The 12,552-nt window shown below is 35.7% G+C and carries 13 protein-coding genes, 5 pseudogenes and 1 riboswitch; of the genes and pseudogenes, 14 read left to right on the top strand and 4 right to left on the bottom strand.

Going from position 1 to position 12,552, the window contains the following annotated elements; all coding sequences use genetic code 11:
• The 5 genes and pseudogenes from C564_RS0106840 to C564_RS0106825 all read left to right on the top strand — a co-directional run.
• On the top strand, positions 1 to 424 hold a 424-nt coding region (locus C564_RS0106840), incomplete at its 5' end, for an HNH endonuclease signature motif containing protein (RefSeq protein WP_018764820.1).
• A 117-nt stretch (positions 425 to 541) separates the two neighbouring features.
• Positions 542 to 664, top strand: a pseudogene (locus C564_RS36105) (carbon-nitrogen family hydrolase); the annotation flags it as partial.
• Between the two features lie 74 nt (positions 665 to 738).
• Positions 739 to 880: riboswitch (SAM riboswitch) on the top strand.
• A 90-nt stretch (positions 881 to 970) separates the two neighbouring features.
• A complete protein-coding gene (gene mtnK, locus C564_RS0106835; protein WP_018764819.1) occupies positions 971 to 2,152 on the top strand; it encodes an S-methyl-5-thioribose kinase in 1,182 nt (393 codons plus the stop codon).
• Positions 2,149 to 3,218: pseudogene (gene mtnA, locus C564_RS33335) on the top strand (S-methyl-5-thioribose-1-phosphate isomerase). The gene mtnK and the pseudogene mtnA overlap by 4 nt, the downstream one beginning before the upstream one ends.
• A gap of 254 nt (positions 3,219 to 3,472) precedes the next feature.
• On the top strand, positions 3,473 to 3,634 hold the full coding sequence (locus tag C564_RS0106825) for a YvrJ family protein (protein ID WP_016116126.1): 162 nt from the start codon (positions 3,473 to 3,475) through the stop codon (positions 3,632 to 3,634).
• Positions 3,635 to 3,678: 44 nt separating this feature from the next.
• Here the strand turns inward: C564_RS0106825 and C564_RS0106820 are convergent, their stop codons facing one another.
• A complete protein-coding gene (locus tag C564_RS0106820; protein WP_003199877.1) occupies positions 3,679 to 4,455 on the bottom strand; it encodes a 3-hydroxybutyrate dehydrogenase in 777 nt (258 codons plus the stop codon).
• Between the two features lie 134 nt (positions 4,456 to 4,589).
• On the opposite strand from C564_RS0106820, the pseudogene C564_RS36100 reads away from it, so the two are divergent.
• Together C564_RS36100 and C564_RS36685 are read left to right on the top strand one after the other, a co-directional pair.
• Positions 4,590 to 4,970, top strand: a pseudogene (locus tag C564_RS36100) (PadR family transcriptional regulator).
• A pseudogene (locus C564_RS36685) lies at positions 4,925 to 5,287 on the top strand (HAAS domain-containing protein); the annotation flags it as partial. The pseudogenes C564_RS36100 and C564_RS36685, both read left to right, overlap by 46 nt.
• Positions 5,288 to 5,425: 138 nt before the next feature.
• Here C564_RS36685 and C564_RS0106805 read toward each other — a convergent pair.
• Positions 5,426 to 6,043: an ImmA/IrrE family metallo-endopeptidase gene (locus C564_RS0106805; protein ID WP_018764817.1), complete on the bottom strand. Its 618-nt coding sequence runs from the start codon at positions 6,041 to 6,043 to the stop codon at positions 5,426 to 5,428.
• A gap of 311 nt (positions 6,044 to 6,354) precedes the next feature.
• Here C564_RS0106805 and C564_RS0106800 point away from each other — a divergent pair, with 311 nt between their 5' ends.
• The 3 genes from C564_RS0106800 (at position 6,355) to C564_RS0106790 (ending at position 8,535) form a co-directional block, all read left to right on the top strand.
• Positions 6,355 to 6,648: a DUF3928 family protein gene (locus C564_RS0106800; protein WP_018764816.1), complete on the top strand. Its 294-nt coding sequence runs from the start codon at positions 6,355 to 6,357 to the stop codon at positions 6,646 to 6,648.
• A 120-nt stretch (positions 6,649 to 6,768) separates the two neighbouring features.
• Positions 6,769 to 7,218 (top strand): NUDIX hydrolase, encoded by a 450-nt coding sequence (locus C564_RS0106795; protein WP_003208272.1) that lies wholly within the window; start codon positions 6,769 to 6,771, stop codon positions 7,216 to 7,218.
• Positions 7,219 to 7,359: 141 nt separating this feature from the next.
• Complete coding sequence (locus C564_RS0106790; RefSeq protein WP_003199883.1) at positions 7,360 to 8,535, top strand: acetyl-CoA C-acetyltransferase; 1,176 nt, start codon at positions 7,360 to 7,362, stop codon at positions 8,533 to 8,535.
• Positions 8,536 to 8,600: 65 nt separating this feature from the next.
• On the opposite strand, the gene C564_RS0106785 is transcribed toward C564_RS0106790, so the two are convergent.
• Entirely contained in the window at positions 8,601 to 9,353 is a 753-nt protein-coding gene (locus C564_RS0106785) for an AAA family ATPase (RefSeq protein WP_018764815.1), read from the bottom strand.
• Between the two features lie 423 nt (positions 9,354 to 9,776).
• Between C564_RS0106785 and C564_RS34455 the strand changes: the two are divergent.
• The 3 genes and pseudogenes from C564_RS34455 (at position 9,777) to C564_RS0106765 (ending at position 11,338) form a co-directional block, all read left to right on the top strand.
• A pseudogene (locus tag C564_RS34455) lies at positions 9,777 to 10,294 on the top strand (DUF4184 family protein).
• Between the two features lie 25 nt (positions 10,295 to 10,319).
• Entirely contained in the window at positions 10,320 to 11,072 is a 753-nt protein-coding gene (locus tag C564_RS0106770; RefSeq protein WP_026008483.1) for a hypothetical protein, read from the top strand.
• An 80-nt stretch (positions 11,073 to 11,152) separates the two neighbouring features.
• Positions 11,153 to 11,338 carry a hypothetical protein gene (locus C564_RS0106765; protein WP_018764812.1) on the top strand — a complete coding sequence of 62 codons (186 nt, stop codon included), beginning with the start codon at positions 11,153 to 11,155 and terminating at the stop codon, positions 11,336 to 11,338.
• A 42-nt stretch (positions 11,339 to 11,380) separates the two neighbouring features.
• On the opposite strand, the gene C564_RS0106760 is transcribed toward C564_RS0106765, so the two are convergent.
• A complete protein-coding gene (locus C564_RS0106760) occupies positions 11,381 to 11,818 on the bottom strand; it encodes a DUF3997 domain-containing protein (RefSeq protein ID WP_018764811.1) in 438 nt (145 codons plus the stop codon).
• A 145-nt stretch (positions 11,819 to 11,963) separates the two neighbouring features.
• Between C564_RS0106760 and C564_RS0106755 the strand changes: the two genes are divergently transcribed.
• Positions 11,964 to 12,419, top strand: a complete 456-nt coding sequence (locus C564_RS0106755) for an RDD family protein (RefSeq protein WP_018764810.1) — start codon at positions 11,964 to 11,966, stop codon at positions 12,417 to 12,419.
• Positions 12,420 to 12,552 lie beyond the last annotated feature (133 nt).

Raw genomic sequence — 12,552 nt, 5'->3', positions numbered from 1 at the left:
GAATTTTTCACAGGATATCTGTAACTACACAGAGAAAGGGCGTAACAAAGTGCATAGTAATCTGAGAGCAATACCAAAAGATGTTCTTAATCAAGTTATGAACACTTACTCGAAGAGTAGAAGTATTGAGTACAACGATAACAGGATATCTAAATACGTTGCCCAATATGGAAAGTGTTATATAACCGGTGAAGAAATCGGTGTTGATCGTGTACATTGTCACCATATTATTCCCGTTAATCAAGGTGGGAACGACAAGTACAACAACTTGGTCATTGTAGATTGGTTTATACACAAACTAATACACATGACCAATCACAGTAGGATTACACGATACCTTCGGTCTTTCAATCTTAACGAAAAGCAAATGGATAAACTAAATGTGCTAAGAACTAAAGCTGGCAATGAACCGATAGTAATATAAATTAATTTATAGAGTCAGTTGGACACGATGGAACGCCGTATGCTAGGAAACTAGCACGTACGGTGTGAGGTGGGGGAAAAGGTGGAGATTGCATCAAAGCTTTACCTATCACCATAAATTGTAGTAGAAGCAGGAGAAGAAGAATCTATTTTACATGGGAAGCTAAATGTAGAAAAAGTTAAGGAGGTACGTAAGGGAATTCCTGTCTTTACTGATCGACGTCCAGAATTATATAAATAAAAAATATTGACAAATGATTTTTATTCTTGTTATAGTCTGTAGCAGAAAGTTAAAAATTCAAATAAATCATGCAACTCTTATCAAGAGCAGGTGGAGGGATTTGGCCCGATGAAACCCAGCAACCGACCGTAATACCATTGTGAGATGGGGCGTTTATGCGCCAAAAAGGCACGGTGCTAATTCCAGCAGAAAGGATAGCTTTCTGACAGATAAGAGGGGAGAAGCTGAACTTCAAACCTCTTTCTTCATGGAAAGAGGTTTTTCTTATGATGAAAAACCTCTGAATTAAAAAAGGGGGATAAGAAAATGGGATATCGTTCATTAACAGAAGAAACAGCAGTTCAATATGTAAAAGAGCATGGATACTTTGAGAAAAAGGCAAAGGTAACTTGTCATGAAACAGGAGATGGAAATTTAAATTATGTATTTAGGCTCCATGATGGAGAACGCGGTATTATCGTAAAACAGGCTCTTCCATATGCAAAAGTCGTTGGAGAAAGCTGGCCACTTTCGTTAAGTAGAGCCACAATTGAAAGTCAAGCATTACAAGTTTTTGCAAAATATGTACCAGAATACGTTCCGAAAGTATATGGTCATGATGAAGAGTTAGCTGTGACAGTAATGGAAGATTTGTCAACTCTTACAATTACTCGTAAAGGATTGAGTGAAGGGGAAGACTATCCGCTTTTATCTCAGCATATTGGACGTTTTTTAGCACATGTTTTGTTCTATACGTCAGATTTTGGCCTACCAGCAGAAGAGAAAAGGGTGTTAGACGGAAAGTTTGTAAATCCTGATCTTTGTAAAATTACAGAAGATCTTGTGTTTACAGATCCGTTTGGAAACTATGAAACAAACGATTATGAGAAAGAATTGCAACCTGTCTTAGATGAACTTTGGTGTGATAAGAAATTAAAATTACAGGTAGCGCAGTATAAATATAAATTTTTAACTAGAAAAGAAGCGTTAATTCATGGCGATTTACATACAGGTAGTATTTTTTCATCACCTTCTGAAACGAAGGTAATTGATCCGGAGTTTGCAACATTTGGACCGCTTGGATTTGACCTTGGTCAATTTATTGCAAATTTATTGTTGAATGCACTATCAAGAGAAGACGAGAAACGAAATATTTTATTCTATCATATTGAAAAAACATGGAGTAATTTTGTAGAAGCATTTACAAAGCTATGGGTACTAGAAGGGGTAGAACCATATACAAAGGAGAAACGATGGCTTGCGATTGTACTACAAAATATTTTTGCTGATGCAGTTGGATTTGCTGGTTGTGAAATCATTCGTCGAACAATTGGATTAGCGCATGTAGTAGATTTAGATGGAATTAAGGATAAGAATAGAAGAATTCAAGCTAAAAAGCATGCATTATATTTAGGTCGAGAGTTATTATTACATGAAACGACAGGTGCAAATGTTAGATTGTTCCAAACGTTATTTCAAGATAGTGTTTTGGGAGGGGTGAAAGCATGAACACAACAGTTGCCGTTCCGCGTTCTATAAGTTGGAAAGGAGATTCTATTGCATTATTAAATCAAACGCGGTTACCGCATGTTGTAGAATATAAAACGTTGAACACTATTGAAGATGTGTGGAAAAGTATTGTTATGTTAGAAGTGCGCGGGGCACCTGCAATTGGTATTACAGTTGCTTTTGGATTAGCACTTGCAGTAAAAAAATATAATGTTACGAATATCACTGAATTTGAAAAAAGTTTAAAAGTGATTGTAATTATTTAGCAACTTCACGTCCGACAGCTGTTAATTTATTTTGGGCAATTGATCGCATGTCAGCTTCTATTAAGCAAGCAACAACAATAAAAGAAGCAAGAAAAATATTAGAAGAGGAAGCACTTAAAATTCAGCAAGAAGATGAAAATATATGTCGTAGTATTGGAGAGCATGCTTTAACTAGGTTTAAAGATGGTGACCATATTTTAACGATTTGTAACGCCGGAAGTATTGCTACTGCTCGTTATGGAACAGCGCTAGCTCCATTTTATATTGGAAAAGAGCGTGGGGTGAATTTACGAGCTTATGCATGTGAAACAAGACCTGTTTTGCAAGGAGCACGTCTTACTACATGGGAATTGCAACAAGTTGGTGTTGATGTAACGCTCATTACGGACAATATGGCGGCACATGCTATTCGAACAAAAAATATTTCTGTTATTATTGTAGGAGCAGATCGAATTGTCGCAAATGGTGATACAGCAAATAAAATAGGAACCTTGAATTTAGCTATACTAGCAAAATATTTTCATATTCCTTTCTACGTTGCTGCTCCACTTTCTACATTTGATATTACGAAAAAAACTGGTGCTGAAATTGTAATTGAAGAACGAGATGAGACTGAAGTTACAAAGATTTTTGGAAAACAAATTTCTCCCGAGGGAGTCGGTGTTTATAATCCTGCATTTGATGTAACTCCTCATGATCTAATTACTGGAATTATTACTGAAAAAGGAATTCTACAAGGAGATTATGCCGTAGAGATTGCTTCATTATTTGAGAAAACAAGCTATATAAATACGCATTGAAAGACCGACATAAAGCCATTCCTTTTAGGTGGAAGAGAGCATCCGCCTATGGGTAGGGCGGTCAATGCCTTTTTTAGCCCCATGCCATATGAAAATAGAAGGAGAAAATGAGTGGAGAACTTCTTTTGTTTTCATAACTGCGACTTATATGTCGGAAAATTAAAAGGGATATATATAATATACAGTAGCTTGTTTTTTTATTGCCCAATTTCCTTTCTTTTGCTTATTTATTTAAAAGAAAGGAGGGGAAATAGATGGGGGAATGGATATCTATGATCGGTAATGTTGGATTTCCAATTGTTGTGACATTATATTTACTGCATCGTATTGAAAGTAAATTAGATGGTGTAATTGTTGCAATTGAGAAATTACCACAACAGATGACAAGGTATGAAGCTCCGCACGAAACAAAATGACAAAAGGCTTTGCTCTCAATGAGCAAAGCCTTTTGTAACAAAGATTATTGCGTCGTATAACCCCCATCAATAACAACTGCTTGGCCGGTTATTCCTTTTGCTTTTTCACTTGCTAAAAATAAAGCATAATCGGCAATTTCCTGAACAGCTAGCAATCGTTTTTGAGGTACGAGGGGATAGATGACATCCTCTAATACTCTTTCTAGTGGAACGTTTCGTGTTGTCGCTAAATCTTGGAGTTGATTCCTGACAAGAGGCGTATCAACATAGCCTGGGCAAAGAGCATTTACAGTAATGCCGTGTACAGCTCCTTCTAAGGCAGCAACTTTTGTTAAACCAATCACACCGTGTTTGGCACTATTATAGGCAGCCTTTCCAGCAAATCCGACAAGACCGTTAATAGATGCAATATTAATAATTCGTCCATACTTTTGTTTTTTCATAATTGGAAACGCATGTTTTATTGCAATGAACGGCGCAATTTGCATGATTTGAATAAGAAGTTCAAACTTATCGGTTGGAAATTCTTCAATTGGTGAGACGTGTTGCATACCAGCATTATTTATTAACACATCAAGTGAGCCGAAATTAGTAATAGTTTCAGAAATAGCTTCTGATATTTCTTGCTCAGATGTAACATCACATCTTAGACCGATTGCCTCATATCCTTCCTTGCGCAACTGTTCGGCAGCTTCCTTTGCACGATCTTCAAGGCGATCACTAATGACCACTTGTGCTCCTTCTTTTGCAAATGCATTTCCCATTTCATAACCAATACCACTTGCAGCACCTGTTAAAAAGACAACACGATTTGTAACCACAATGAAAAACACCCCTTTATATAGAATTTATCTTATTGCTCTATTTAGAGGAGGTGTAACGAAAATCCTGCAAAGATTTTGGGAAAAATGTGGTTATCTATCTTGCATAACAAGATGGAGGGAGGATTTGGATCATGTCGACAAGTCAAATGCTGAAAGGGATTTTAGAAGGAGGTCTCCTTGCCATTATTTCTGAAGGCGAAATATATGGCTATGAAATGAGTGAAAAGCTAGCCAAGTATGGTTTCACAATGACAAGTGAAGGAAGTATTTATCCGTTATTAATATGGATGCAAAATGCAGGGCTAATAACAAGTACAATGAAGGAATCTCCATCTGGTCCAAAGCGAAAATATTATATATTAACATAAAAAGGTGAAGATACACTGGATGAATTTATGGATCGCTGGGAAGCGATGCAAAGTAGTGTAGGGCGTTTGCTGAAAGGAAAGGGGAGGCGCGAATCTTTTTGGCGTCAAAGGGTATCAAAGAAAGTGATATTGAGAGTTTTTTAGAAGATGCAGAACTACACTTAATTGAAGGTGAGAATGATGGGAAAAGTATAGAGGATATTTTGGAAGCTCACCGAAAGTATATGTAAATGAGCTTGTTCGGGTAATGGAAAAAGATCGAAGAGAGAGCTGGAAACAAATCGGATATACAGTGATGAATATTGTTGTATTTTGGGTTATTGCTTCCATTTTAATTGTAAATGATAACGGGCCATTACAGATTTCATTCGTTCAATGTATTGGGTATGGCATGAATGATCGCACTTGTAGCACCTAATATAGCTTCCCGTAAAATGGCTTTTCGAATAGGGTTTATAAAATTAGCTATTTTATTTGTTCTTGTAATGATTCATACAAAATTAGAGACAAGAAAAGTGAATATATAGGATCGCCTTTTCTTTGTGGCCGGTATTGGGCATATAGACTGGAATATTTTATTTTAAACAGTAACGAATGGGTTACTGTTTTTCTTTGTGTAATAAAGAACTTTGTAAAGATAATGCTCGCTGTTCTTTTGTTAATAAAGAATCAATGTGTACTTGATCAGGACGAGGTACGATTGGATACATGAGGTTTGTGGAAGAAGGGTGATGTTCAGAGCCGGTTTGCGAGTGAGGGTCAGCATGTGTAAGTTTCCCTTCTATACGTCGTGTGAATAAAATATGACCAATTTCATGAGCAAGCGTATATATATTTTTCATAGGAGAAGCGGCGTTAGTAAGGATGATATAACCTGTGAGGATTTGGTTTATAACGAATGAATAGGCACATGCAATTACGGACTGCTCTTTAAAATAATTGCTTCCAATATAACAAATATAAATATCACAATTTGAAACTTGTGATGAGCAAGTGTTAAAAAAAGAAGAAACTTTTGGTTGGATTTGGATAGAATCAATATAACTAATTTCACCATCGTGAAATCTAAATGATTCATTTAGTATAATAACGTCTTTAATTTGAAATGAAATTGGTTGCCATATTGATTCGGCGACTGCTAAGTCTTTTGCAATACGGTCGTCTGTAATATCGGAGCCTGGAGTAATGCAAATACATATATTTACGTATGGATCCATTAGAAACACCTCAAATGGAAAACAGTCTATTGCTATACTGTATGTGACGGGAAAGTACTATGTATGGATATAAACCCTATAAAGGGATGTGTTTTAATAAATTGAAAAAAATCCACTATTTATATAAATTGAGAGAAGGTACATTGGTGTAATTTGTTTATTGATAGCTGTTTTTTTTTGACTGACAAGTAAAATATAGATTAATGCAGAACGGAATATAAGAATGAGTAAAAGAAGTCGAAAAATATTCATAGTTTAATTACATTATATGTTATTTATTCTGCTATAGTAAAAGAAAAGGGGGAGAATGTATGTATACATTAAAAATTGTATCAGACCGAGAAGCTGTTTACCAGTTTGCAAGTTATGTAAAGGTGGTTCAAGGGGTGAAGGATGTATATGTGGAAGTTGGAGAGTCTTTATATGAACATCCACTTATGAAATTTTATGTACAGGTAACGATTGAAGAGACATATGAGAAGCAAAAAACATTACAAGAAATCGCTCGGTTAGTAGAATTAGGGCGCTTTACATACGTTCATTATCGAAATGAAGAGATTGAAAAAGCATTTGAAGCAGTTAAATATGAAAGTTTTCGAAAATAAATGTAATGAAAAGGGAGCAAATGCTTCCTTTTTTTGTTAGTAGGAATATTTTTTTACATCACACAAAAAAATAAGGAATTTTGCTATGATAAGGAAGGAGAGGAAAGGAGAGTTTATATAATGGGGTATATTGAAGAATTACGAAAATCAGTCGGTACAAGGCCGCTCATTCTTGTAGGAGCAGCTGTGATTATTTTAAACGAAAAACAAGAGGTATTGCTTCAATATCGTTCGGATACATATGATTGGGGTGTACCAGGTGGCGCGATGGAACTAGGAGAAACAACGGAAGAAACGGCTCGACGAGAGCTATTTGAAGAAACTGGGTTAGAAGCGAAGATGTTGCAGTTTCTTGGTGTTCTTTCTGGGAAAGATGTATATTATCGTTATCCAAATGGGGATGAAATTTATAATGTGATTCATCTATATCAAGCACATTATGTGAGCGGAGAAATAAAGCTTGATGAAGAAGGGTTGGACCTTCGATATTTTCCTGCTGAAAAGTTGCCAAATTTAAATAAAACAACAGAGAAAATTTTACAAAAATTTTTATATGCACTAACAGAATAGGAGGGAATATTCCTCCTATTCTTATTATATTAAATATTTTGATTTTTTCGGTATATTTGTAGTATGATAAATGCAGATATACATCTTATGTTATACCATCCAAAAACTTACTAGGGTACATAAGAGAGGGGCAAGTGCAAGATGCATAATGTTGTCATTACAGCTGCAGTTCGTTCACCAATTGGAACTTTTGGAGGGGCATTAAAAAATGTAACACCAGTGGAATTAGCTGTTCCTGTACTTCAGGAAGCTGTAAAAAGAGGCGGAGTGGAACCACATGAAGTTGATGAAGTGATTTTAGGTCATTGTATTCAAAGAACAGATGAGGCGAATACAGCGCGAACAGCTGCATTAGCAGCAGGATTTCCAGATACAGTTACAGGTTATACAATCCAGCGTCAATGTTCTTCAGGTATGCAAGCGATTATGTCAGCGGCAATGCAAATACAATTAGGCGTAAGTGAAGTTGTTGTTGCAGGTGGAGTAGAAGCGATGAGCTCAAGCCCTTATGCATTGAAACAGCACCGCTGGGGACAACGTCTTCAGCACGGAGAAATTCGTGATACGGTGTGGGAAGTTTTAGAAGATCCGTTGCATCATATTATGATGGGCGAAACAGCGGAAAATTTAGTTGAACAATATGAGATTACAAGAGAGGAACAAGATGAAGTTGCGCTGCGTAGCCATCAATTAGCGCTTCAGGCAATTGAATCGGGCTATTTTGATGAGCAAATTGTTCCTATTACAATAAAAGAGCGTAGAAAAGAAGTAGTATTTTCAAAAGATGAACATCCACGTGCAGATATTACAGCGGAAAAATTGGCGGGGCTAAAGCCAGCATTTCGTAAAGGTGGATCAGTAACTGCAGGGAATTCCTCGGGTATTAATGATGGAAGTGCAGTTTTAGTATTAATGAGTGAAGAAAAGGCTAAGGAGAAAGGCTTACAACCATTAGCTAGAATTGTTGGTTATTCTGTAGCTGGGGTAGATCCGAAGATTATGGGGATTGGTCCAGCACCAGCAATTCGTAAAGGTTTAGAGAAAGTAAATTGGTCATTAGAAGATGCTGATTTATTGGAAATCAATGAAGCCTTTGCTGCACAATACTTAGCGGTTGAGAAGGAACTTGGCTTAAATCGTGAGAAAGTAAATGTCAACGGAAGTGGTGTTGGACTTGGACATCCAATTGGTTGCACAGGTGCACGTATTACGGTAAGTTTAATTCACGAATTAAAAAGACGAGGTTTAGAAAAAGGAATTGCATCTCTTTGTGTCGGTGGTGGCATTGGAGTAGCGTTATTTATAGAAGCACTATAAAAAAGAAGGAGCAGCGAGCTGCTCCTTCTTTTTTTGGGTATCAACGAGTAATATTACCTTTTTCTTTATGATTGGAACAAATGATGAAATAAGCGATCCCGATTCTCGAAAAAGAGTTTCATCGTTTGATAATGCTCAGTTTCCTCTAGGATTGCTTCTGTGATTCCTTCTTGTGAGAAAGAATATATATTGGACTCTGGATAAGCCATCAAAATAGGAGAGTGAGTTGCGATAATGAATTGTGATCCTTGCTCTGCTAATTCATGCATACGAATGAGCATAGAAAGCTGCCTCATTGGAGATAAAGCTGCTTCAGGCTCGTCTAAAATATATAAGCTTTGTCCTGTAAAACGGTTCATAAATAAAGAAAAAAATGATTCACCATGTGATTGATTGTGTAAGGAAATACCACCATATGAATCAATAACCTTACCTCCCAAAAATTGTTCAGAATCAATTTCATCGATATAAGAAGCAACATTATAAAATGATTCTGCTCGCAGAAAGAATCCGTCTTTTGGTGTCGCGACGCTTTTTGCTACGCGAATATATTTGTGTAAGGATGAATGCGAATCATGTGTAGCAAAACGGAAATTTTTTGTTCCACCTTCCGCATTAAATCCTAAAGCGATGGCGAGGGCTTCTAACAATGTAGACTTCCCAGTTCCATTTTCTCCAATTATAAATGTTACATTTGGATGGAAGTCTAGTGATTGTAATGTTCGGATAGCGGGTAAGCAATATGGATACACGGAAAAATTAGGGATATGTTCTTTTTGTAAGGAGACGTTCTTTAGAAAGGCTGTACGCTCATTCAAAATATATACCTCAATTCGTTGAAGATTTTGTTTCTAATATAGCAGCAAGTACAAGGATCAGGCAAATTGCAAAGCCGAGAAACCTAGTCCTTCCCAGCCATAGGTGTGTCTCTTTATAATAAAAATCAGTATAGTAGCTATAAAAACTAGTAGATTTGGAATATACTTTACTATTTTTATATATTTCCATAGAAAAAAGCCTATATACGTGGTTATAAAAAGTTCTAATAGAATAAGGAGGAAGACAAACATTAGGGACAAAATGATACCACTTCCATTTCCTAAATATTACATTTGGATTGTATCATGTAAGTTGTGGATATTCCAATGTCAAAATAAGTGTTGCATATCAAGAATCGATATCGTTATGATAGAGGGTGTCTTACATAGAAATATTTTTTTGGTTTCAGAAGGGAGTAACATATGCCGTTTACATTTGCGCATCCTGCTGCTGTCATTCCTTTTTGCAAGAAACAACGATATGTTTCAGTAATAGCGCTAGTATTAGGAAGTATGGTACCCGATTTTGAATATTTTTTGCATTTTCGACCATATGGTGTCATTGGACATACATTTAGGATTCTTTTATTTGAACTTACCGCTCGTTTTCAGTCTACTATCGTTATGTAGCATCTATTCCATGCCGATATATAAATTCATGCAGCACGGGAGTACATGTCTTGTTTTTTTGCTGCTTATATGTTCTATGGAAACATCGAGATTTTCAAATAAAAGTAGATATAGTTTCAGCAAGAGAGAAAAGGAAATATTGGGGATGGACGATGATTACGGTGTTAGTAGTGTTTACTATGCACGCGTTGCTAGACCCCTATTTTCAAATTTTACAAATAGGGAGTATAATAGTTTCTGGATTTACAAGTGTTTTTTGTGGTCTATTCATTGTTTCCGCAATATACGAAACAAGAGAAGAATCGAGTTAGTATGAATGAGAGTGTTAGGAGTAAGATGATGAAAGTATGGAAAAGTATTTGTATTTTATGTAGTTCTATCGTTTTGTTAAGCGGTTGTTTTCAAAAGGAAGAAAAAAAAGAAGTAAAGAAAGAATCTATTCCAGAAACAACTGAATACGGTGGCAAGGAATTAAAGAAAGTTGGACAGGTTGTAAAAGAAAAAGGATGGGGAACATTTAAATTAGAGAGGTTAAAACATGTTAATCAAACGTTTGAAGTAGCTCCAATGAAAATTCATGTACAAGATGTAAAGGTTATTGAATTATCACAAATGAGTCAAGATGCAAAAGATACATTGAAAGTATATACAGCATTAAGTCCAGAAGAAGTGCAGCGTAGACTTGGAGACAAAGTCAATCGAGAAGATGCTGAGTTGTACGCTTCGTTAAGTGGAAAAGACATTGGAGATAAAGTGCGTTATGTTGAAATTACATATAAGGTAGAAAATAGTGGAGATAAAGACATGCAGTTTTTCTCTATGAATGATATTACTATTAATGAAACGCAGCACTTTAATGTTCCAAAACAAAACTTTTTATATGAAGAGGATACGCTTGTAGGTACAAAAAGTGTTACAAGAGAAGAGTATAAACCAGGTGAGACGAGAGAAGGGATAATTGGATTAATACTCGAGGATGAGAAAAAAGAGATTACTCAAATCTCATTTACAACAGATGTTCTTGCAACGGGTGATACACATGAAACGGTTACAGAACCGCAAACATTTAACATCTCACTGTCTAAGTGAGATGTTTTTTGTATAGAAAAAGAACAGGAAATTTGTCAAATCAAAGCGAATGTATTATAAAGTGCAAAGGGGGAAGAAAAATGGAAAAAAGATGTTACGAATGTGGTAGTAAGGAGATAGAAAAAGCAACGATAGCACCAGACCAAAAAGGTTATCTTACTTTATTTGCACAAGCAGTCGCAGTGGTAGAAATTTGTAAAAAATGCGGTACTGTTATCGCGATAACAGGGGAACATCCAAGCTATAAAAATCAGCAAATGGACTGAAAAAAATATACTATTTTTGGTTCTTGAAATAAACAGCCGTTATTAGGCGTTTACTGACCGTTTGTTTTGCTCATTTAAATAGGTTTCTACGGTTTGTAATTGTTCAGAAATTCGAAATGCTTCTTTTTGTTCCTGAAATTGTTTTTCATTATAAGGACCAAAACGACGATTGTTGTTCATATCAATAATCCAGTAATGTTCGCTCCGTTTATTTGTAATACTAGATTCTGGGTTATTGGGATCGGATTTTTCTTCAATTTGTTTTGCAATAATATATATATCGTCCCATGCAATTTCTACAATTTTAGCTGGGACATATTGTGTAGCATATACAGCGTCTGGTTTTGGAAAAAGTTCAAATGCATTTCCGGAAGTATTTATTAGTTCATATTCTTCATTGATGGTGTAAGCTGAATGGCTAGAGTTTGCTGTGCAACCAGTCAAAAGTATAATGGCAATTACGGTCATCAATCGCTTCAATATGAGACCCTCCTTATAAAATGCTTGTGGTAAACATATTGTACAAGAAAAGGAAAAGAAACGCCAATATATGAGTTGTTTACAATGGTTTTTAGAAATGGTACGATGAGACAGGTAAAGAAGGATACAAAGGAGTCGACATAAAATGAAGTTAAAGATGCATCGTCCAGCGGTAGTAATGAATCGCATAGGTGCTTCCATTATCGATATGTTTTTAATCTCGGTTATGTACGGTGCTGTTGTGGCAGTTGTAACGAGGAATTATGGGGCCATTTTCAATCGTTTTAACATAAGCTTAGGTGATTATCGATATGATCTTGCGCTTGTTTTTATATTAATGGCTATCTATTTTATTTTTGTTCCATTTATATGGAATGGCTGTACAATTGGTAAAAAAATAACCCGAACAAGACTTGTATCATTAACAAGTGAAAAGTTAACAATTCAAAGGCTAACAGTACGGTTCTTTGTATTGTTATTACCAAACATATTGTTGCTTGGAATTCCATCTATCTGTAACGTATATATGATGTTGTTCCGTCACGATAATTGTGGGTTCCATGACTTAATTATGAAAACGAAAGTGATGAGTCTCGTTTAAAGAATACTAGGATAAAATGATAAAGAGTTATATTTAGGACGTATTAAAAAATATATGTACCCTTAAATTTTTACGAAATTCGATAAATTTAATTGGTATAATGGAGTTCATATAGGGCGGACATCTCCTATAG

The sequence above is a fragment of the Bacillus sp. 105MF genome (genome assembly GCF_000374885.1).
Classification (GTDB): domain Bacteria; phylum Bacillota; class Bacilli; order Bacillales; family Bacillaceae_G; genus Bacillus_A; species Bacillus_A pseudomycoides.
The sequence above is the reverse complement of the archived record's forward strand: the minus strand, read 5'-3'. Positions and strand labels throughout refer to the sequence as shown.

What these genes read in the sequence shown, in the direction of transcription:
- mtnK (WP_018764819.1), top strand. Translation starts at nt 971, where the DNA reads ATGGGATATCGTTCATTAACAGAAGAAACAGCAGTTCAATATGTAAAA.
- C564_RS0106825 (WP_016116126.1), top strand. Translation starts at nt 3,473, where the DNA reads ATGGGGGAATGGATATCTATGATCGGTAATGTTGGATTTCCAATTGTT.
- C564_RS0106805 (WP_018764817.1), bottom strand. Translation starts at nt 6,043, where the DNA reads ATGGATCCATACGTAAATATATGTATTTGCATTACTCCAGGCTCCGAT.
- C564_RS0106800 (WP_018764816.1), top strand. Translation starts at nt 6,355, where the DNA reads ATGTATACATTAAAAATTGTATCAGACCGAGAAGCTGTTTACCAGTTT.
- C564_RS0106795 (WP_003208272.1), top strand. Translation starts at nt 6,769, where the DNA reads ATGGGGTATATTGAAGAATTACGAAAATCAGTCGGTACAAGGCCGCTC.
- C564_RS0106790 (WP_003199883.1), top strand. Translation starts at nt 7,360, where the DNA reads ATGCATAATGTTGTCATTACAGCTGCAGTTCGTTCACCAATTGGAACT.
- C564_RS0106770 (WP_026008483.1), top strand. Translation starts at nt 10,320, where the DNA reads ATGATGAAAGTATGGAAAAGTATTTGTATTTTATGTAGTTCTATCGTT.
- C564_RS0106765 (WP_018764812.1), top strand. Translation starts at nt 11,153, where the DNA reads ATGGAAAAAAGATGTTACGAATGTGGTAGTAAGGAGATAGAAAAAGCA.
- C564_RS0106755 (WP_018764810.1), top strand. Translation starts at nt 11,964, where the DNA reads ATGAAGTTAAAGATGCATCGTCCAGCGGTAGTAATGAATCGCATAGGT.